Annotated in this window: 18 protein-coding genes and 1 pseudogene; 8 read left to right on the top strand and 11 right to left on the bottom strand. The window is 65.0% G+C overall.

The window, feature by feature from the left end; genetic code table 11:
- The first annotated feature begins 125 nt into the window (after nt 1-125).
- The 3 genes from ASC68_RS24680 (at nt 126) to ASC68_RS24670 (ending at nt 3,269) form a co-directional block, all read left to right on the top strand.
- A complete protein-coding gene (locus ASC68_RS24680) occupies nt 126-1,016 on the top strand; it encodes a sugar ABC transporter permease (protein ID WP_055885620.1) in 891 nt (296 codons plus the stop codon).
- On the top strand, nt 1,013-1,888 hold the full coding sequence (locus ASC68_RS24675) for a carbohydrate ABC transporter permease (protein ID WP_055885617.1): 876 nt from the start codon (nt 1,013-1,015) through the stop codon (nt 1,886-1,888). The genes ASC68_RS24680 and ASC68_RS24675 overlap by 4 nt, the downstream gene beginning before the upstream one ends.
- 64 nt (nt 1,889-1,952) lie before the next feature.
- Nucleotides 1,953-3,269, top strand: a complete 1,317-nt coding sequence (locus tag ASC68_RS24670; RefSeq protein ID WP_055885613.1) for an alpha-glucosidase/alpha-galactosidase — start codon at nt 1,953-1,955, stop codon at nt 3,267-3,269.
- 152 nt (nt 3,270-3,421) lie between these two features.
- Here the strand turns inward: ASC68_RS24670 and ASC68_RS24665 are convergent, their stop codons facing one another.
- On the bottom strand, nt 3,422-3,748 hold the full coding sequence (locus ASC68_RS24665; RefSeq protein ID WP_055885610.1) for an NIPSNAP family protein: 327 nt from the start codon (nt 3,746-3,748) through the stop codon (nt 3,422-3,424).
- Nucleotides 3,749-4,036: 288 nt separating this feature from the next.
- Here ASC68_RS24665 and ASC68_RS24660 point away from each other — a divergent pair, with 288 nt between their 5' ends.
- The 3 genes from ASC68_RS24660 to ASC68_RS24650 all read left to right on the top strand — a co-directional run bounded on the left by ASC68_RS24660 (nt 4,037) and on the right by ASC68_RS24650 (nt 6,272).
- The gene (locus tag ASC68_RS24660) at nt 4,037-4,837 is read left to right on the top strand and encodes a transporter substrate-binding domain-containing protein (RefSeq protein WP_055885605.1); all 801 of its coding nucleotides are present in this window, start codon (nt 4,037-4,039) and stop codon (nt 4,835-4,837) included.
- A gap of 78 nt (nt 4,838-4,915) precedes the next feature.
- A complete protein-coding gene (locus ASC68_RS24655) occupies nt 4,916-5,581 on the top strand; it encodes an amino acid ABC transporter permease (protein ID WP_055885601.1) in 666 nt (221 codons plus the stop codon).
- Nucleotide 5,582: 1 nt separating this feature from the next.
- Entirely contained in the window at nt 5,583-6,272 is a 690-nt protein-coding gene (locus ASC68_RS24650; RefSeq protein WP_055885597.1) for an amino acid ABC transporter permease, read from the top strand.
- A gap of 179 nt (nt 6,273-6,451) precedes the next feature.
- Here ASC68_RS24650 and ASC68_RS24645 read toward each other — a convergent pair whose 3' ends face one another.
- The 9 genes and pseudogenes from ASC68_RS24645 to ASC68_RS24610 form a co-directional block, all read right to left on the bottom strand.
- A complete protein-coding gene (locus tag ASC68_RS24645; RefSeq protein WP_055885594.1) occupies nt 6,452-7,336 on the bottom strand; it encodes an SMP-30/gluconolactonase/LRE family protein in 885 nt (294 codons plus the stop codon).
- Between the two features lie 8 nt (nt 7,337-7,344).
- Nucleotides 7,345-8,205 carry a carbohydrate ABC transporter permease gene (locus ASC68_RS24640; protein ID WP_055885589.1) on the bottom strand — a complete coding sequence of 287 codons (861 nt, stop codon included), beginning with the start codon at nt 8,203-8,205 and terminating at the stop codon, nt 7,345-7,347.
- Nucleotide 8,206: 1 nt separating this feature from the next.
- The gene (locus ASC68_RS24635; protein ID WP_197421397.1) at nt 8,207-9,148 is read right to left on the bottom strand and encodes a sugar ABC transporter permease; all 942 of its coding nucleotides are present in this window, start codon (nt 9,146-9,148) and stop codon (nt 8,207-8,209) included.
- Nucleotides 9,149-9,256: 108 nt separating this feature from the next.
- Nucleotides 9,257-10,579 carry an extracellular solute-binding protein gene (locus tag ASC68_RS24630; RefSeq protein WP_055885580.1) on the bottom strand — a complete coding sequence of 441 codons (1,323 nt, stop codon included), beginning with the start codon at nt 10,577-10,579 and terminating at the stop codon, nt 9,257-9,259.
- 288 nt (nt 10,580-10,867) lie between these two features.
- Nucleotides 10,868-11,638, bottom strand: coding sequence for a GntR family transcriptional regulator (locus tag ASC68_RS24625; protein ID WP_055885577.1), 771 nt, complete (start codon nt 11,636-11,638; stop codon nt 10,868-10,870).
- Nucleotides 11,639-11,892: 254 nt separating this feature from the next.
- Nucleotides 11,893-12,579 carry an E3 binding domain-containing protein gene (locus tag ASC68_RS24620; RefSeq protein ID WP_055885574.1) on the bottom strand — a complete coding sequence of 229 codons (687 nt, stop codon included), beginning with the start codon at nt 12,577-12,579 and terminating at the stop codon, nt 11,893-11,895.
- Nucleotides 12,579-13,592 carry a C-terminal binding protein gene (locus ASC68_RS24615; RefSeq protein WP_055885572.1) on the bottom strand — a complete coding sequence of 338 codons (1,014 nt, stop codon included), beginning with the start codon at nt 13,590-13,592 and terminating at the stop codon, nt 12,579-12,581. Before ASC68_RS24615 ends, ASC68_RS24620 begins: the two co-directional genes overlap by 1 nt.
- Before the next feature lie 31 nt (nt 13,593-13,623).
- Nucleotides 13,624-13,842, bottom strand: coding sequence for a lipoyl domain-containing protein (locus ASC68_RS29455; RefSeq protein ID WP_349236252.1), 219 nt, complete (start codon nt 13,840-13,842; stop codon nt 13,624-13,626).
- Between the two features lie 186 nt (nt 13,843-14,028).
- Nucleotides 14,029-15,936: pseudogene (locus tag ASC68_RS24610) on the bottom strand (thiamine pyrophosphate-dependent enzyme); the annotation flags it as partial.
- A 242-nt stretch (nt 15,937-16,178) separates the two neighbouring features.
- Between ASC68_RS24610 and ASC68_RS24605 the strand changes: the two are divergent.
- Complete coding sequence (locus tag ASC68_RS24605) at nt 16,179-16,940, top strand: aldolase/citrate lyase family protein (protein ID WP_055885565.1); 762 nt, start codon at nt 16,179-16,181, stop codon at nt 16,938-16,940.
- Between the two features lie 135 nt (nt 16,941-17,075).
- On the opposite strand, the gene ASC68_RS24600 is transcribed toward ASC68_RS24605, so the two are convergent.
- A complete protein-coding gene (locus ASC68_RS24600) occupies nt 17,076-18,302 on the bottom strand; it encodes a mandelate racemase/muconate lactonizing enzyme family protein (protein ID WP_055885563.1) in 1,227 nt (408 codons plus the stop codon).
- Nucleotides 18,303-18,386: 84 nt separating this feature from the next.
- Here ASC68_RS24600 and ASC68_RS24595 point away from each other — a divergent pair, with 84 nt between their 5' ends.
- Nucleotides 18,387-19,184 (top strand): SDR family oxidoreductase, encoded by a 798-nt coding sequence (locus ASC68_RS24595; protein WP_055885561.1) that lies wholly within the window; start codon nt 18,387-18,389, stop codon nt 19,182-19,184.
- The last annotated feature ends 1 nt before the right edge of the window (nt 19,185 follow it).

Here is a 19,185-nt window from a genome sequence, read left to right as displayed (position 1 = left end):
GACCTCCACCGGCTTGCCGGCCGCCCGGGCCAAGCGCTTTCAGGAAAAGTTGCAGACTTTTCCGGTTCGAAAGCGCGACAAGATCAAGTCTCACGATGCTGATGGGCAGGGCGAGGGCAGCTGAGATGTCGCAGATCGGAGTATCGCCGCGCGGCGCCGAGCGCTTCTGGGTGATCGTGCTGCTGCTGCCGACCTTGCTGGGGCTGGCGCTCGGCGCCTTCGGCTCGATCGCCGCCACCATCGGCATCAGCCTGTTCCAATGGGACCTCTTGAGTCCGGCCAAGTGGGTCGGTTTCGACAACTACCTGGCGCTACCCGAGAACCGCAATTTCCTTAAGGCGTTGGGCAATACCGCGTTGTTCTCCGCCATCTATGTGCCAGCGACGCTCTCGATCTCGCTGGTGGTGGCGGTGCTGCTCAACCAGCGCATTCGCGGCGTCAGCCTGTTCCGGCTGATCTACTTCATCCCGGTGGTCACTTCGCCCACCGCGGTGGGCCTCGTCTGGACCTGGATCTACTCCAAGGACAAGGGCGTCCTGAACGCCATCATCACCACGTTCGGCGGCGATCCGGTGCATTGGCTCGGCTCCGACATGGCGCTCTATTCGGTCGTGATCGTCAATGTCTGGGGCGCCATCGGCGAGGGGATGATCATCTTCCTCGGCGGCTTGCAGGCCATCCCGCGCGATGTCTACGAAGCCGCGACCATCGATGGCGCCAGCCGCTTCCAGCAGTTCCTCGCCGTCACCATACCGATGCTGCTGCCCTCGATCTTCTTTCAGGCCGTGCTCTGCACCATCCACGCCTTCCAGGCCTTCGATTACGTCTACATCCTCACCCAGACCGGCAATGGCGGCTCGAGCCTGCCCATGCTGGTGTTCAACATCTACCGCGAGGGCTTCAACTACTTCCGCATGGGCAACGCGTCGGCCCAGTCGGTGGTGCTGGCGGTGATCGTCTTGAGCCTGACGCTGATCTATTCGCGGCTCAACAAGCGCTGGGGGCAACAGGGATGAGCGCCGTCACCGCCTCTGCCCCGGCCACCGAGCTGCCGACCACGGCTTTCCTCGCCAAGCACCTGCGCGAGAACCTCTGGTTCTATCTCGTGCTGATCGCTGGCGGGGTGCTGATGGTCGCGCCGTTCGTCTGGATGGTGTCGACGGCGCTGAAGCCAGCGGCCGACCAGTTCACCCGCGACCTGATCCCGCGCCAGATCACCTTCGAGAATTTCGGCAAGGCCTGGGAGCTGATGGAGTTCCAGCATTTGGTCTGGAATTCGTTGCGCATCGCGGCGCTCTCGACTATCGGCCAGGTGGTCACCTGCTCGATGGGCGCCTTCGTCTTCGCCATCGTCCGCTTCAAAGGCCGGGACTTGCTCTTCCTCGTGCTGCTGGCAACGCTGATGGTGCCCTACCAGATGACGGTGATCCCGCAGTTCATCATCTTCAAAACCTTCGGGCTCTACGGCACCGACGTGCCGCTCTATCTGCCGAGCTTCCTCGGCGGCGCCTTCGGCGTGTTCCTGCTGCGCCAGTATTTCCGCACCATCCCGCTCGAGCTGCTCGAAGCGGCCCGGCTCGATGGCGCCAGCCTGTTCCGGATCTACTTCTCGATCTACCTGCCGCTGGCGAAGCCCGCGCTGGCCGCCCTGGCCATCTTCGCCTTCATGAGTTCGTGGAACGACCTGTTCAGCGCGCTGATCTACCTGCCGTCCGACCTCGAAAAGACCACCTTGCCGGTCGGGCTGGCGCTGTTCCAGCGGCTCTATCGTGCGCAATGGGCGCTGATGATGGCCGCCGTGATCATCTCGATCGCCCCGATCATCGTGGCGTTCTTCTTCGCCCAGAAGCAGTTCATCCAGGGGTTCGCCGCGACCGGCATCAAGTAACCCCTGACCCGCAGCCTCCAACCAGCCACCCCCTCAACATCGCTTAGCGATGAAGGAAAAACTCATGCTCAAAATCTGTCTCATCGGCGCCGGCAGCACCGTCTTCGCCCAGTCGATCCTCGGCGACGTGCTCTCCAATCCAGCGCTCCAGAACGCCACCATCAGTCTGTTCGATATCGACGAAACCCGGCTCTCCACATCCTATGTCGTCGCCAACCGCATCGGCCAGACCCTGGGGCTCACCAACCTCAAGGTGGAGGCCACGATGGACCGGCGCGCCGCGTTGCAGGATGCCGATTTCGTCATCCTGATGATGCAGGTGGGTGGCTACAAGCCGGCGACCGTCACCGATTTCGAGGTGCCCGACAGTTTTGGGCTCAACCAGACCATCGGCGACACGCTCGGCATCGGCGGCATCTTCCGCGGCCTCCGCACCATTCCGGTGCTGTTCGACATCTGCCGCGACATGGAGGAGGTGTGCCCGGACGCAACGCTCCTGCAGTACGTCAACCCGATGGCCATCAACTGCTGGGCCATCAAGCAGCAGTTCCCGCACATCAAGACCGTCGGCCTCTGCCACTCGGTACAGGAAACCTCGCACCAGCTGGCGGAGCTCCTGGGCGAGAACCCCGCCGACCTCAGCTATCTCTGTGCCGGCATCAACCACGTCGCCTTCTACCTGAAGTTCGGCAAGGTGCTGCCCGATGGCGCCTTCGAGGACCTCTATCCGCGTCTGAAGGCCATCGCCCAGCATGGCCCGATCCCCGACGACGACCGGGTGCGCTTCGACCTGTTGAAGCGGGTCGGCCACTTCGTCACCGAGTCGAGCGTCCACTTCTCCGAATACAACTCGTGGTTCCTGAAGCGCGGCCGGCCGGACCTGCTGGACCAGTACAACCTGCGCATCCGCGAATATCTCTACCGCTGCGAGGAGCAGATCGCCGACTGGCACCAGCTGCGCCGCGACCTCGAAGGCGATGCACCGCTCGAGGTCGAACAATCCAACGAGTATGCCGCCGGCATCATCCGCTCACTCACCACCGGCGAGCCCGGGCTGATCTACGGCAACGTCCCCAATCGCGGGCTGATCGAGAACCTGCCCGACGATGCGGTGGTGGAAGTGCCCTGCCATGTCGATCGCAATGGCATCCAGCCCACCCGCATCGGCCGCATCCCCGATCACCTGGCCTCGATCATGCAGCTCTCGATCAACGTGCAGCGCCAGACGGTCGCGGCGGCGGTGACCGGCAAGCGCGAGCACATCTACCACGCCGCCATGCTCGACCCGCACACCGCGGCCGAGCTGTCGCTCGACGAGATCTGGAGCCTGGTCGACCGGCTGATCGAAGCGCACGGCAACTGGCTGCCGGCTTATCGGTGAACTCGCAGGGCCGGTGCGGGCTGACCCCCACCCTTGATCCCTCCCCGCAAGGGGGAGGGAGACCCTCTCACGGCCATCTCAGTTTGCGTCTCCCTCCCCCTTGCGGGGAGGGATCAAGGGTGGGGGGCAGCTCCCACCGGCCTCGCAGTCTACTACTTCACGCTCGAATAGCTCGTCGGCGTCAGGAACTGGCTCGACACATTGCCCAGCAGCGGTCCGTTCGCCTCTGACGCCTTGCGTGCCGCCTGCCAGTCCGGGTCGGCGAGGAATGCCGCCCATTTGGTCTCGCGTTCTGCCATCGAGTTCCAGCGCACCATATAGGTGAGGTCGTTGATCGAGTTGCCGATCACCGTGGTCCAGAACCCGGCCTGCTCAATGCCGTGCCGCTTCCAGATACCAAGCGTGTGGTCTTCGAACCGGCGCTGCAGGTCGGGCAGCTTGCCGGGCAGGCAGGTATAGATGCGCAACTCGTAGATCATGCTCTTGTCCCTCGGCGCCTGTTTCTCGCGCCCGCCGCAATTAGCCTACTGCGGGGGTGATTGACAAACACTCCGGCCCCGCCATTAGCAGCATAGACGTTCACTAAAGATTATAATAGCATACCATTATAAGAAACGGACCAAGTCCGTCGGAGGATGCTTCGCTGAGGGGCGGAGCAGAGGGCTCGATATCGATCGTCGGGACACGTGACTATCGCCGTCGGCGGCCCTGCGCCACCGGACGACGGGGGATGACTTGGCGCATTTTGGGCATCTGGGAGGGAACACATGCCAAATCGATTGAAGCGGGTGGTAGCCGGGCTCGTATTAGGGCTGGTCGCCATGCTGCCGGCGGCTGCCTTGGCGCAGACCGTCGACGAGATCATCGCACGCGGCAAGCTGATCGTCGCGGTGGACACCACTACACCGCCCTACGGCTTTCTCGATGCCGAACTGAAGCCGACCGGCTTCGACATCGAAGTCGCCACCAAGATGGGCGAGGCGCTGGGCGTGCCGGTCGAGTTCGTCACCGTCACTTCACCGGGCCGCATTCCGTCGCTGCTCACCAAGCAGGTCGATGTGGTGATCTCGATCTTCTCGATCACCCCGGCCCGCGCCATCCAGATCGACTATTCGATCCCCTATGCCGGCCAGTCGGCAGTGGTGATCGCCCCCAAGAGCACGGCGATCAAGAGCCACGCCGATCTCGTCGGCAAGAAGGTGGGCCTGACCCGCGGCACCGGTGAAGATGGCCTGTTGACCGCGGCCGCCGAAGCCAACCCGGGCATCGAAATCCTGCGCTTCGACGATTACTCGTCGCTGCTTCAGGCCATGGTCTCCGGCCAGATCGACGCCATGGGTGGCGGCGATTACGGCGAGATCTACCTGAAGAAGGCGCAGAACGGCGATGACTTCGAGCAGAAGTACATTTTGAAGACCTTTTACTTCGGCATTGGCGTCGCCAAGGGTAACGACAACCTGCGCCAGTGGATCAACACCTGGCTGTTTACCCAGAAGACCGATGGTGTGCTCGAAGCGCTGTCGATGAAGTACCGCAACCAGCCGCTGCCGGCCCTGCCGGTCTTCTGATCGCATCATCGATCCTGAACTCCGCGGGCGGGGCCCAGACAGCGGCCCCGCCACTTCACCGACTTCGACAGGACGCGCATGCAAACGGCCCTGCAGTTCGGACCGGTCCTCATCCATCTCGACCGGCTGCTCGTCGGCGTCGGGCAGACGGTCCAGCTCGCCGTGCTGTCGATCCTCTGCGGTACCATCATCGGCATACTCGGCGCCATCGGCCGCAGTTTCGGCCCGCGCTGGGTGTCCTGGCCGATCGCCGCATATGTCGAGCTGATCCGCAACACGCCGCTGTTGATCCAGCTCTATTTCGTCTTCTTCACGCTGCCGCTGATCGGGCTGAAATTTTCGAGCGGCACCGCGGCGATCCTGGCGCTCTCGATCCACCTCGGCGCTTACGCCACCGAAATCCTCCGCGCCGGCGTGCAGTCGGTGCCATCAGGCCAGATCGAGGCGGCCAAGTCGCTGGGCCTCAGCAGCTATCGCATCATCCGCCATGTCGTCCTGGTGCCGGCGGTGCGCGCCGTCTATCCGGCGCTCTCGGCGCAGTTCATCCTGCAACTGATGGGCACCTCGATCGTCGGCGCCATCGCCGCCGAGGAGCTCACCGCCATCGCCAACAACCTGGTGATGGAGACCTTCCGCAGCTTCGAGGTCTATATCGTCATCGCGGTGATCTATTTCGTCCTGGTGCAGGCCGCGAGCCTGATCTTCGCCGGCATCGGGCGCCTCTTGTTCCGTTGGAAGAGCTGAAATGAGCCTCCGCGATTTCGGCCCCAACGAGCTGATGTTCCTGATCATGGCGACGCGCTGGACCATCCTCCTGGCGCTCATCGCCTTCGCCGGGGGCGGGGTAATCGGCCTTGTCGTCGCGGCGTTCCGTGTCGCGCCCTTGCCGCCGCTGCGCTGGCTGGCGGCCGGCTACATCCAGTTCTTCATGGGCACGCCCATCCTCATCCAGCTGTTCATGGCCTATTACGGCTCGTCGCTGCTCGGCTTCCGGCCCGACCCCTGGGCGGCCGCCGCCATCACCTTCTCGCTCAATGGCGGCGCCTTTTTCGGCGAGATTTTTCGCGGGTCGATCGATGCGGTGCCCAAGGGGCAGTGGGAAGCCTCGACCGCCCTCGGCTTCCGTTTCCTGCCGACGCTCCGGCTGGTGATCCTGCCGCAGGCAATACGGCTGATGCTGCCGCCCACCGTCGGCTTCATGGTGCAGATCGTGAAGACCACCTCTGTCGCCTCGTTGATCGGCCTCACCGAACTGGCCCGCGCCGCAACACAGGTGAACACCGTCACCTTCCAGCCGGTGCTGGTGTTCGGCACGGTGTCGCTGATCTACTTCATGCTGTGCTGGCCGCTGTCGCTCTATGCCGGCTACCTCGAGCGCAAAGTCGGGCAGGGGCTGCAGGTGAAAACGAAGAAGCCGCTGTTGCTGGCGAGTTGAGGCGTTTGCGGGAGCACAGTCCGTGCCCACGTACTCGATGTCATCCCTGCGAAGCAGGGACCCATTTCACCGCTTGCGCCAGCTGCGAGTTGGGTCCCAGCTTTCGCTGGGATGACACCCGGTGGTGGCGGAAGCGCACTGCCGAGACCCCGGGCAGCTCTCCCTTCCAAGGATGAGTCTCACCCTCCAAACGCCGGCAGCATCAACCCCTTGGTCCCCACATCGATGGCGAACAGCCCGCCCGGATTGCTCTGGCCGACGAAATGCTCGGCCGGCCGCTTCAGCACCGCGGTGGTGACATAGAGAATGTCGAGGTTCTCGCCGCCGAACTCACAACAGGTGGGGAGGTCCGTCGGCAACACGATCGACTGCATCAGTTTGCCCTGCGGGTCGTACTGGTTGACCTTGCTGGTCACCGGGATGGTCACCCAGTAGCAGCCATCGGCGTCGACCGTGGCGCCGTCGGCGATGCCGCCGCTGCCGTTGAGGTCGATGAAGGTGCGCTGGTTCTCGATGTCGCCCGTGACCGGATCGAAATCATAGGCGCGGACGATCGTCGTGTGGCTGTCGGAGAAATACATGGTCTTGCTGTCGGGGCTCCAGGCGAGGCCATTGCAGCAGCCGACCCCTTCGATCATCCGGTGCACCGAGAGATCCTTGTCCATCCGGTACAGCGAACCGATGAACTGCACGGGCTTGCCCGGCGCCTCGAACATCGAGCCCGACCAGAAGCGTCCCTGCCGATCCGGTTTGCCATCGTTGAAGCGGGTATCGGCGAGGTGTGCTTCGGGATCGACGATCGCTTCGAACGCTCCGCTCTTAGGGTCGAAGAAATAGAAGCCCGACACCATGGTGACGACCAGTCCGCCTTTCTGCCTGAGCCCGATGCAGCCAAGATATTCCGGCGCTTCCCAGGTGTCGTCTTCGCCGGTTTTCGGGTTGTAGCGGTGGATCAGCTTGCTCCAGATGTCGATCCACCACAGTACCCCCGCCTTGGGGTCCCAGATGGTGCCTTCGCCGAGCTCGGCCTTGGCGTCGACGACGCAGGTGATGTCCCAGGTCATGTAAATGGTTACCCTTTGACTGCCCCGGCGCTGAGCCCGGCGACGATGTAGCGCTGGATCAGCAGGTAGAAGATGACCGGGAAGATGGAAAAGAACAGCGCCGCCGCCAGCACGCGGTCGATCGGCGTATCGAGCATCACCTTGAGTGAGGCGAGGCCCACGGCCACCGGCCGGATGTCGGGTGAGGTGACCAGCGTGACCGCGAACAGGTATTCGTTCCAGGCATAGAAGAACGACACCACGCTGATCGCCACCAGCCCTGGCGCGGACAAGGGCAAGAGCGTGCGGACCAGCGCCCCGAGCGGCGAGCAGCCGTCGATCAGGGCGGCTTCATAGATTTCCTCGGCGATGGAGTCGAAGGAGTTCTTCAGGATCCAGATGCAGATCGGCAGGATGAACGCCGCGTCCACCAGCGACAGGGCCGGCAGGCTGTCCGACAGACCGAGGTTGCGGTACATCGCGTAAACCGGAATGACCACCAGCGCCTCGGGCAGCATCTGGGTCATCAGCAGCAGCAAGCCGAAGGCCGCCTTGCCGCGCCACCTGAGGAAAGTCATGGCAAACGAGCCCAAGACCGCCAGCGCCAGGACAATCAGCGTCGTCATCCCCGCCAGGAGCAGCGAGTTCACCAGCCAGCGCGCCACCGGGAAGTTCTCGAACAGCGTGATGAACGGCAGGAAGCTGATCTCCTTGGGGATCAGTGGCGGCGGAAACTGCATGCCGTGGCTCAGCGGCTGGATCGAATTGACGATCATCCAGTAGACCGGGAACAGCACTGCGGCGCAGAAGCCGAGGATGAGGGCGTAGAACGCCACCCCCTTACCAAGCCGGCGCAGCTTGTGGACCGCAGCAGTCGAGGATGCCGCCATCTCAGCGCCTCCTCGCACGGTCTTGCCGCTGCTGGGCATAGACGAACAGCAGGGTGAGCCCGAGAACGATGACGAAGCCCGAGACTCCCAGGGTGGCGCCATAGGCCAGGTCGAAGAACCGGAAGGCCGTCTGGTAGATGCGCAGCACCAGCGTTTCGGTAATGCCGCCATACGGGCCGCCGCCGGTGGTCAGCCAGATCAGCGTGAACTGCTTGAACGAGAAGATCGACATCAGCACTGCCATCAGCAGCAGGGTCGGGGTGATCTCGGGGATGGTGATGTGGCGGAGCACCTGCAACGGGTTGGCGCCGTCGACCTCTGCTGCTTCGTAGGTCTCGCGCGGGATGGCCTGCAGCGCCGCGAGGATCACCAGGAAGGTGAACGGAAACGCCTTCCAGATCGACAGCGCAATAACCAACGGCATCGCCAGCTTGGGGTCGGACAGCCAGTTCAGGTTGTTTTCGATGCCGGGAATGAGCCGGGCGAAGACGTTCATCACCCCGAAGGTCGGATTGCACATCCACAGGAAGACCAGAACGGCCGAGATTTCCGGGAAGGCCCAGGGGACCGCGATGGCGCTCCGCGCCAGGTTGCGGCCGCGGAACTTGCGGTTCAGCAACAAAGCGGCGAGCAGCCCCAGCGACACCGCTCCAACGACCACGAAGGCCATGTAGGTGAAGGTGACCTGGACGGCGAACCAGAAGTCTTCGTCCTCGAACAGGCGTTCGTAGTTGCGCAGGCCCACCCAGGTGACCTTGTCGACGCCGACCACGTTGTTGGAAAAGCTGGTCAGGAACTGCTGGGCGATCGGGAACAGGATGAAGACGCCGAGATAGGCGACGATCAGGAAGACCAGTGTGTAGGGCAGGGAGTGGTGTCGGCTCCACCCACGCCGTTGCCTCGCGCGTTCTTCCACCGCCTCTGCAGTCGCTGATTGAAACATGCGCTCGATATTCCCGGAGGTCGACATAAGGGGCGCGTGCAGCATCTCGCCCCAGACACCGTCGGGGGCGGCTCCCGTGGAACGCCCCCGACACGCTCGGTTCAGCCGTTACAGGGTGAAGCCTTCGAACAGCCGCTCGGATGCCTTCTCCAGCTCCTGCTGGGCATCGGCCATGGCGTCCTCGACCGGCCGGTCCGCGACCAGCACTTCGGAGAACTTGTCCATGACGACGTTGCCGAACTCCTGGTTGAAGAAGATGTAGTCGCCCATGATCTCGAGCGGCGTGATCGCCTTGCCCGCGAGGTAGCCCTCGGCCCAGAACTGCTTGTCGAGGTATTCCTGGCGGATCGCCTCCGGATAGGGCGGCACCACATCGAGGCACCGTTCCATCAGTTCCTGATAGTTCTCGGGCTTGTACAGCCACTCGACAAAGCCCTTGGCGGCGGCCTTCTCGTCGTCCGAGGCGTTGGCGTTGACGCAGATCGGATGGATGCGGGTGATCGCCTTGCCGCTGGGGCCGGGCGGCACCACGCTGCGCAACGACGGATAGATGTCCGGCCCGGAGCTCGACCAGATGTTGACCGCGGCCGAGACGATCAACTGCTGCCCGATGCGGCCATTGGCGTACATCTGGTTGGCGGTTGCCGTGTCGGTGCCCTTCGGCATCGCCTTGTCGTACATGGTCTTGAAGAGCTTCAGCCCCTCGATCACCGGAGCCGTGTTGACCAGCGGCTTCCGCCCATCTGCCCAGACGCCGTCGAACATCACCGCCCATTGCTGCAGGATGAACCAGAAGTCGCCTGGCTCGCTCATCAGGTGGGGCGAGTAAATGCCGAACTGGTCCGGCGACTTGGTCAGCGCGGTCGATGTCTCCACCCATTCCTCGACCGAGGCTGGCGCCCCGAGTCCGGCCTTCTCGAACATGGCCGAGTTGTAGAGCAGGCCGAACTTCACCGTGACGATGTCGAGCCCGTGCACCTTGCCATCGATGCGCAGGTGGTCATGTGCAGCGCTCAGCTTGTCGCCGATGCCGAGCTTGTCGACGATATCCTGCAAGGGCTCCAGGTGTCCGCCGCGCAGCAGACGCACCACCAGGTCGGGGGTGGTGTGGAACAGGGCGCCGTTGATCTTCCCGGACTGGGACTGGATCAGCATGTTGTTGGTGAATTCGTTGAACGGCGCGCCGGCTTCCTCGATGAAGACATCGCTCTGTTCGGCGTGAAACTTCGCGAGGATCGCCCGCCAGGCGTCGCCGCGGCCCGGTTCGTTCCACATCCACGATACCAGCGGGATCTTGATCTTCGCATTCTGGGCGAGCGCTGGCGTCGCCAGGGCCGCAGCGAACCCTGCCGCTGCGGTCCGCTTCAGGAAGTCACGGCGCCCCATGCTCATCGAGCGCGGGAGCAACAGGCCGTTGCCTGGCTTGTTCATGTTTGTTCCTCCTCATGGAGCCCGGCGCGACGGTCATTCGCCATCTCTGCGCCAGGTCCGACCACGTTGATACCGGTATCAAGCATCACTATCCGTTCACCGGCGGCGATGGCCACCAGCGACAGAAACGATGTGTTCAGGCTTCCCCTCGTGACGCGGCAGCTCCTCAACTGTCGCGCTCCGGCCGGACGAGCGGAAACAACTCATCCAACAGCTATGATGCTATTATAATTCTATAATGCTGTCCATGCCGATGCTGGCTGGCGCATCAGACTTTTCGACGGCCGGTCAGGCGAGGTCGTTCGGCGCGTCGTAAGTGATCGAGAACATCTCGGCCGGATGCCGGGCGATCGAGAACTCGACGTTCCGCTGGTCCGACGACTGGTACATCATCTCCACCGCGAGGATCGCCGAGCCCTCCGCCACCCCCAGGTCCGCCGCGACCACCGCGTCAGCGATCTCGGCGCGAATGGTGCAATGCGCCACCGCCATGCGGATGTTGAGCCGGCGCTGCACCGCGCGGAAGATCAGCACGTCGTTGAAATCTTCCTTCTTCAACTGCGAGCCGATATCGGGCGGGAAGTAGGTGGTGATCTGCGCCTTCTTCTGCTTGCCGACGCCAAGGATCGAGCGCAGGCAATAACCCTGCTCATCCTTGCTGAGCCCGAAATGCCGTTGCAACAGTGGCGAGCTTTCCTTCTTGTACGATTTGATCTTCAGCGACGCGTCCTTGGTGAAGGCCGCCATGTCGGCGAAGTTCTTGAACGTCCAGCTCAGCGTCACCGGCGGTGCGGCCGAGGTGACCACCGCGGGTTTCGCCGACCGCTTCTTGATCAGCCCGTCGGCCTCGAGGTCGCGCAGTGCCTGGCGCACCGTGATCAGGCTGACCCCGAACCGCTCGGCGATCATGGCTTCCTTGGGTAACTCGCCGCCGACCGGAAAGGCGCCCGAAGTGATCGGCTCGCGCAGGATATCCGCGAGCTGCCGGTACAGCGGCCCCTGGGCCCGCGCCAGCGCGCGCTTCGGCAACAGATCAATCGTCGCGTTCAGGTCGTCCATGTACTCAGCCATGCCCCATAGGTGTGGCTATGATAATAGCACGAACTCGTTGCAGCGAACCGGCGCGTTCACGTCGTCCCCGTCTATGTGGGGGGCAGCTGAGGTGACACCCGGCGCTTACCCAAAACTCGGTGTCATCCCAGCGAAAGCTGGGACCCATCCATCCACCTGCGCCGCCTTCGAGTTGGGTCCCAGCTTTCGCTGGGATGACACGCGGTGGGTGGGGATGGTTTGGTACCTATCCACCGAACTCGCTAAGCCAACAACCGCAGCGGCAACTCCAGATACGCCTTGAACCGCGTCAGGAACTCCGTCGCCGCATCCTCGCTGACTGCGGCCGCGTCGAACGACAACAGGCATTCCCCCGCCGCCGGACCCGCCGCCAGCACCAGCCGCATGTTGCGCCCGGGCTTCAGCGGCATCACCACCGGGCGGATATCGGAGGCCGCCAGCAGCTTCAGCGACAGCGCCGCCGGCTCCTCCGACTGGTCGCCACCGGCCTCGACCGCCGCAAGCCGTCGCGCCCGCAACGGCCCGAGCGAACCCCCGCGGATATCGGCGAACACCAGTTGCCCGACCTGCTGTTCCAGCGCCACCGGCGCTCCGGCGAGACTATGGCTCTCCGGCACATCGTCCAGCGCACATCCGGCCGCCCGCAGCACTACGTCCTCGAGTGTGAACGGCGTATCGGCGTCGGCGAAACCGGCCAGCAACTGCAAGAGCGTTGCCAGCTGGATCGTCGTGCCGAGCGCCGACGCCTGCGGACCGCTGGCTGCCACCGGGGCAAGGGGGCGGGCGGTGTAGGCCGCAACATCCGCAGCGACGATCCGGCCATTCGGTCCGCTGCCCGTCAGCACCTCCAGCGTGAGGCCGCGCTCCCGCGCCAGCCGGCGGGCATAGGGTGAGGCGGCGCGGCGGGGCTGGAGTGCGGTGGCGGCCATCAGCGCTTCAGGTATTCGCGGTTGACGCAGTTGGTGAGCCGGCCCTCGGTCAGGTAGGCGTGGATCACTTCGATCGATTTGAGCCGCAGGTCGATCATCGAGGCCGGGCTGTAGAACGCCGCGTGCGGCGTGACGATCAACCGGTCCTTGATCCACGGCTCATTGGCGCGCCAGGCCTTGATCAGCGGGTGGTCGAGATCCCCCGGCTCATTCGGCAGCACGTCGAGCCCGGCGCCCACCACGGTCCCCTGGCGCATCGCGGCTTCCAGTGCCGTGACGTCGATGATCGGGCCGCGCGCCGTATTGATGACGATCAGCCCGGGTTTGGCCGCGGCAAACGCCTCGGTCCCGAGCAGCCCACGCGTTTCGGTGCTGAGCGGCGCATGCACCGACACCACGTCGGCCCTGGCCATCAGTTCGTTGAGCGAATGCACCCGCTCATAGCCGGTCGAGAGGTCGACGCCCGACAACAGATGCGGATCGTAGAACACCACCTTCATGTCAAAAGCGGCGGCGCGCCGTGCCGCGGCAAGCCCGATGCGGCCGAGCCCGATGACGCCGAACGTCGCGTTCTTGTGCCGCCGGATCAGCGGCGCCTTGGAGAAATGCCAGCCCTCGAGCCCGTCGACGGCGATCTCGGCCGGGTAGCTATAGGTGCCGCGGGTCAGCGCCAGCATCAGCGCGATGGCGTGGTCGGCCACCTCGGTGGTGCCATAATCGGGCACGTTGCAGGCCGGAATGTTGCGGGCGCCCCAGCCGGCCGTGTCGATATTGTCGAAGCCGACGCCAGAGCGCACCGCGATCTTGGCATTGGGGAACGCCGTCGGCGGCAGCGGTACGTTCAGCGTCGGCGAATGGTTGATCACCGCATCGACGGTCTTGGCTACCTCGGGGTCGAGCACCGCCGCGACATCTGCCGTCGAGCGGGCGAGAATGAACTCGACATCCGGGTAGTGCTGGCGTTCCAGCTCGGCATCGTCGGCAGCCTGCCAGTTGACGCACAGAATCTTCATCGCTTCCTCCGCTGCCCTCGGCAGTCGCTGATTATTTCCGAATGCCGCCGATGCGGCCGCCCATCGGCACGACCGCACCGACCGGCTGGTCGATGGCGCTCAGTGTACCCGAAGCCGGCGCTTCGATCTCCACCACCGCCTTGTCGGTTTCGATCTCGGCGACCACGTCGCCTTCCTTCACAGCATCGCCGACCGCCTTCAGCCATTTGACCAGCGTGCCCTCGGACACTGTGAGGTCGCCGAACGGCATGTTGATCGGCTCGTCGTCGGATTTGGCCGCGGGGGCCGGAGCCGCGGCGGGCGCCGGTGCTGCGGCCGGGGCCGGGGTTGGAGCCGCAGTTGCCGCCTCGGCGACGATGCCGGTGGTGTGCCAATGGTCCGGCACCGGCGCCTTGCCGGCGATGATGTTGCGCACCCCGTCCATGATTTTGGCGGCGTCGACCAGCATGGCGCGCTCCAGTACGGGCGCAAACGGGTGCGATACCGGCGCGGTGTGCAGTCGCCCAACCGGGCCGTCGAGCTCGTCATAAGCCAGCTCGTTGATCGTCTGGGCGATCTCGCCGCCCATGCCGCACATCGCCCACGCCTCGTCCACCACCAGCAGGCGGTGGGTCTTCTTGACGCTCTCGACAATGGTGTTCACGTCAAGCGGCATGATGGTGCGAAGGTCGACCACTTCCACGTCGGTGCCCTGCGCCGCGAGGAGGTCGGCTGCCTCCAGCGCCCGCGCCACCATCTGGCCGGCCGCGACGATGGTGATGTCCGTGCCGGAGCGGGCGATACGGGCCGAGCCGAACGGCACATAGTGATCCTCGCCCACCGGCACCGGGCCCTTCGAGGCAAACAGCGCCTTGGGCTCCAGCATGATCACCGGATCGCCGCCGCGCAGCGCCGTCTTCATCAAGCCCTTGGCGTCGGCCGGGTTGGACGGCACGCAGACGATCAGGCCCGGCATATGGGCGAACAGCGGATGGTACATGCCCGAGTGATGCGGGCCGGAGCTGCGCAGTGCTCCGGCGCCGGCGCGCACCACCATCGGGGCGCTCATTTCGCCATTGCTCATGTAGCGGAGTTTGGCCGCCTGGAGGAAAATCTGCCCGGTGGTTTCGAAGGCGAAGTCGGCGAACATCAGGTCCGACACGGTGCGGGTGCCGGTCGCCGAAGCGCCGACTGCCGCAGCGGTGAAGCCCTGCTCGGAGATCGGCGTATCGACCAGCCGCTCGGCCCCGAACTCGTGCCAGAGGTTCTTGGTATGGGCGAAGCTGCCGCCGCGCTCGCCGGTGCCTTCGCCGAAATAGAGAATGGCCGAGTTGGCCCGCATTTCCTCGGCAATGCCGTCGCGCACCGCTTCGAGCCAGCCCTGCACCCGCGTCTCGCCGGCCGGCCGTGCCTTGAGCGCTTCGGGCGGGTTGATCGGGTTGGCATAGACATGCCGCCGCACTGTCGCCGGATCGGGCTCCGGCGAGTTGCGCGCGAACTCCAGCGCCTCCTGCACCACCTTGTCGATATGGCTTTCGATATCGGCAAGATCGTCGGCATCGGCAATGCCGTAATCCTCGACCAGGCGCTTGCGGAACATGTCGATCGGATCGCGCTTGATCCAGGCGTCGACCTCTTCCTGCGTGCGGTAGGTGCCGATCACCGGGTCGCCTTCATGGTGCCCGACGGTGCGATAGGTCTTGGCCTCGATCAGCGTCGGCCCCTTGCCGGAGCGCGCGCGCTCGGTGGCTTCCTGCATCGCCAGCCACACCGCGAAGACGTCGTTCCCGTCCACCGCGACGCCCGGCATGCCGTAGCTGTCGGCCTTCGTAGCGATCTCGGGGTTGAGGGTGATGGATTTGAGCGGCGTCGCTGTGGCGTAGAGGTTGTTCTCGCACACAAAGATCGCCGGCGCGTGGTTGACCGCCGCGAAGTTCAGCCCCTCGTGGAACGCCCCATGGTTGGCCGCGCCGTCGCCGAAAAACGCCACGCCGATATCGTCGCGGCCCTGCGCCCGGGCGCTCATGCCGATGCCGACGGCGTGGCCGATGCCGGCCCCGACAATGCCGTTGGTACCGAACAGCCCGACCGAGCGATCGTAGAGATGCATGGTGCCGCCGCGGCCGCCGCAGATGCCATCGGCCTTGCCGAACAGCTCCGCCATCACCCGCCTGGGGTCGGCGCCCTTGGCCAGCGCGTGCCCGTGTCCGCGATGTGTAGAGGTGACCCAGTCGGACCGGCGCAGATGCGCGCAGACGCCGACGCCGGTCGCTTCCTGGCCGATATAGAGATGCAGGAACCCCGGGGTTTCGCCTTTGCGGCAGGCCACCTGCGCGACGCTCTCGAACTTGCGCAGCAGCACCATCTGCTCGAACAGGCCCATCAGCACCTGCTTGTCGGGCAGATTGCCCGCGCCAGTCTGCTGTGCGCCTTTGCGCATCGCCGAAATCGCCACCGCTGAGCCTCCCTGCGTCGTCCCGATTCCGGGTACTGTTCGCATCCTCACAATCGAGCATAGATTATAATAGCATAATGTCTAGGCGGAAAGTTCCTGTCGCCTCGGCCGGCCGCGCGGGCTAGGAAAGGGGCGAATGAGGGAGGTTTGTCATGCCGTTATTGCCGCTTCGTGCGCGCCTCAAAACCGCGGCGCCGCTGCTGGCGCCGTTCTCGATCATCCCGTCGGTGGAGCTGGTCGAACTGGTGGCGCTCGCCGGTTATGACGGCATCATCCTCGATCTCGAACACGGCGCGCATGGCAGCGAAGCGCTCGGTCCGCTGATCCTCGCTGCCATGGCGCGCGGCATCTATCCGCTGGTGCGGGTGCGCAGCAGCGAACCGACCGAAATCGGTGCTGCGCTCGATGCCGGCGCTGCCGGGGTGATCGTGCCGCAGATCGGCTCGCTCACCGAAGCCGAGCGCGCCGTGCGCGCTGCCCGCTTCGCCCCCGATGGCAATCGCGGCGCCAACTCCTTCGTCCGCGGCGCCGACTATTCCGGCCGCGCCGAGTGGTTCACTGAGGCCAACCGCGATGTCGCCGTACTGCTGATGGTCGAAGGCGCCGGCGGCGTCGCCGCATTGCCGGAGATCCTCAAGCTCCCCACCCTCGATGGCATCTTTCTCGGCCCCCTCGACCTGTCGCACGCCCTCGGCGTGCCGGGCGAAATGGGCCACCCCAAGGTCGTCGCGACGATCGAGCAGGTGATCGATGCCTGCAAAGCCGCCGGCGTCACCACCGGCATCTTCGCCGGCACCGCCGAAGCCGCCCGCCGCTGGATCGCTCGCGGCGTGCCGCTGGTGGGGGCAGGGGTCGATACCGCACTGGTGCTCAGGGGGTTGAAGGCGGCGGTGGGGGAGTTGCGCCAACCCTGAGTTCGGCGCGTGGGGCACCCCCACCCTCATTCCCTCCCCACAAGGGGGAGGGAGGCCGATCGAGTCCGCTGAACTATCAGTCGTCTCTCCCTCCCCTCGATGGGGAGGGATTAAGGGTGGGGTGGGGCCCCACGCTCAGCCGGCAGCCCCCGTACGCCGCACCGTCGCATCCGGCCGCGTGAACAATTCCTCCCGCAGCCGCATCCCCAGCCCGGCGCCATCGAGCGGCGCTACCCGGCCCGCCGTCACCGGTGGCAGGTCGGCGACGATCTCGGTGTACCAGCCGGTGAAATAGGCTCGCACCGCCTCCTGGTAGATGGCGTTCGGCAGCGTCGCCGACAGCGCGCAGCTCGCCGCATAAACGATCGGTCCCGTGCAGTCGTGCAGCGTCACCGGCAGCTCGCTCGCTTCCGCCATGTTGGCGATCTTGCGGGCTTCGGAGAGCCCGCCGCACCAGGCGAGGTCGATCATGATCACCGAGGCGGCGCGCTTGTCGATCAGCTGCTTGAACATCTGCCGCGAGGCCAGTCGTTCGCTCGCCGCGATCGGCGTCGAGGTGTGCCGCGCCAGCTCGGCCATCGCATCGAGCTCGTTGTAGCGGATCGGCTCTTCCAGCCACGCCACATCATAGGGCTTCAGCGCCTCGGCGATACGGAGCGCCGGGGGCAGGGTCCAGAGGCCGTGCAGCTCGACCATGATTTCCATGTCGCGCCCGACCGCGTCGCGGATCCGCTTGAACGGCTCCAGCGCCGTGTCGAGGTCGCTGAGCGAGATGCGGGTGCCGTTCGAGGCCTCGGCGGCGATGTCGAACGGCCAGATCTTCATCGCTCCGATACCCTCGGAGAGGAGGCTCTTCGCCAGCTTCCCTGCATCGAACCGCCAGGCCAGCAGGTCCTCATACGGCCCATCGTTCGAGTCGCCTGCCTGCAGCGACCAGTCCTCGGTGCGCTCGAACAGCGAGTTCTTCTTGCTGGCACGCACATGCCTGTAGCCGGCGCAGGTATTGTAGATCGGCACCGTCTGGTGCGTCCGCCCGCCCAATAGCCGCCACAGAGGCTCGCCCAGCGCCTGGCCATAAATATCCCACAGCGCGATGTTCACCGCCGAGTTGCCGCGCACTTCGGCGCCGGAATCGCGCGCCCCGACATAGACGCTCCCCAGCGTCCGGTCGTGCAGCTCGATATCCCTTGGGTCCTTGCCGATCAGGTAGGGCGCCACATTGTCATGGATGTAGCTCGCCACCGGTCCCGGCGCCCAGAAGGTCTCGCCGGTCCCGACGATCCCCACGTCGGTATGCACCCTGAGCCAGCAGAGGAACGGGAACTCGGCGATCGTCAGTGTCTCCAACGCGGTGACTTTCATTGAATCCCCTTCGGCAAGTCCGTTGACTTCAATTTATGGTACCGGTATCAGTCGCGTCAAGATGTCCGAGGGGAGGACGCCGTCTTGGCCGCGAATACGAACGAGGCATTCCTGAAACGTGCGCTGGTCACCGGCGCCGCCGGCGGGCTGGGGCGTGAAGTTGCGATCCAGCTGGCGATGCGCGGCTGCGCCGTGGGGATTGCCGATATCAATGCCGCCGGCACCGCCGAAACGGCACGCCAGGTCGAAGCCGTCGGCGGTCAGGTGCTCGAGATTGTCGGTGATTTCACCCTCGAGGGGGCGCCCGAAGCAGCCGTCGACAAGGTGGTGGCGCGCTGGGGCGGCATCGACATCCTCGTCAACAATGCCGGCTACGGCGTCATCGAGCCCTTCCTCGAGTCGAGCTACAGATCCTGGACCCGCACCCTGGCGCTCAACGTCACGGCGCTCGCCATGGCCTCGAAGGCCGCCGGGCGGGTGATGCGCGAGCAGCGCGCCGGCCGCATCGTCAACATCACTTCGCCGGGCTCGCGCATGGCGCTGCCCGACTACACCGCCTACACCGCCAGCAAGGCCGGGGTGGATTCGATCACCCGCGCCCTCGCCGTGGCGCTGGCCCCCTATGGCGTGCTGGTAAACTCGCTGGCGCCCGGCATGATGGATACCGAGATGCAGCGCTCGACCGAAGTCGAGCTGGCCCGCGTCAACGGCCGAAGCAACGACCTGCAGGCCTTCCTCGACGAGCGCACCCGCCGCGTGCCGCTGGGCCGTCGCGCCGAGATCGCCGAGGTGGCGGAGTCGGTGGTGTGGCTCTGCCTCGATTCACCGCCTTACATGACCGCCGAGCGGCTCAACATGTCCGGCGGCCTCGACAAGGATTGAT

Source organism: Devosia sp. Root105 (genome assembly GCF_001424865.1).
In the GTDB taxonomy this organism is placed as follows: Bacteria; Pseudomonadota; Alphaproteobacteria; order Rhizobiales; family Devosiaceae; genus Devosia_A.
The sequence above is the reverse complement of the archived record's forward strand: the minus strand, read 5'-3'. Positions and strand labels throughout refer to the sequence as shown.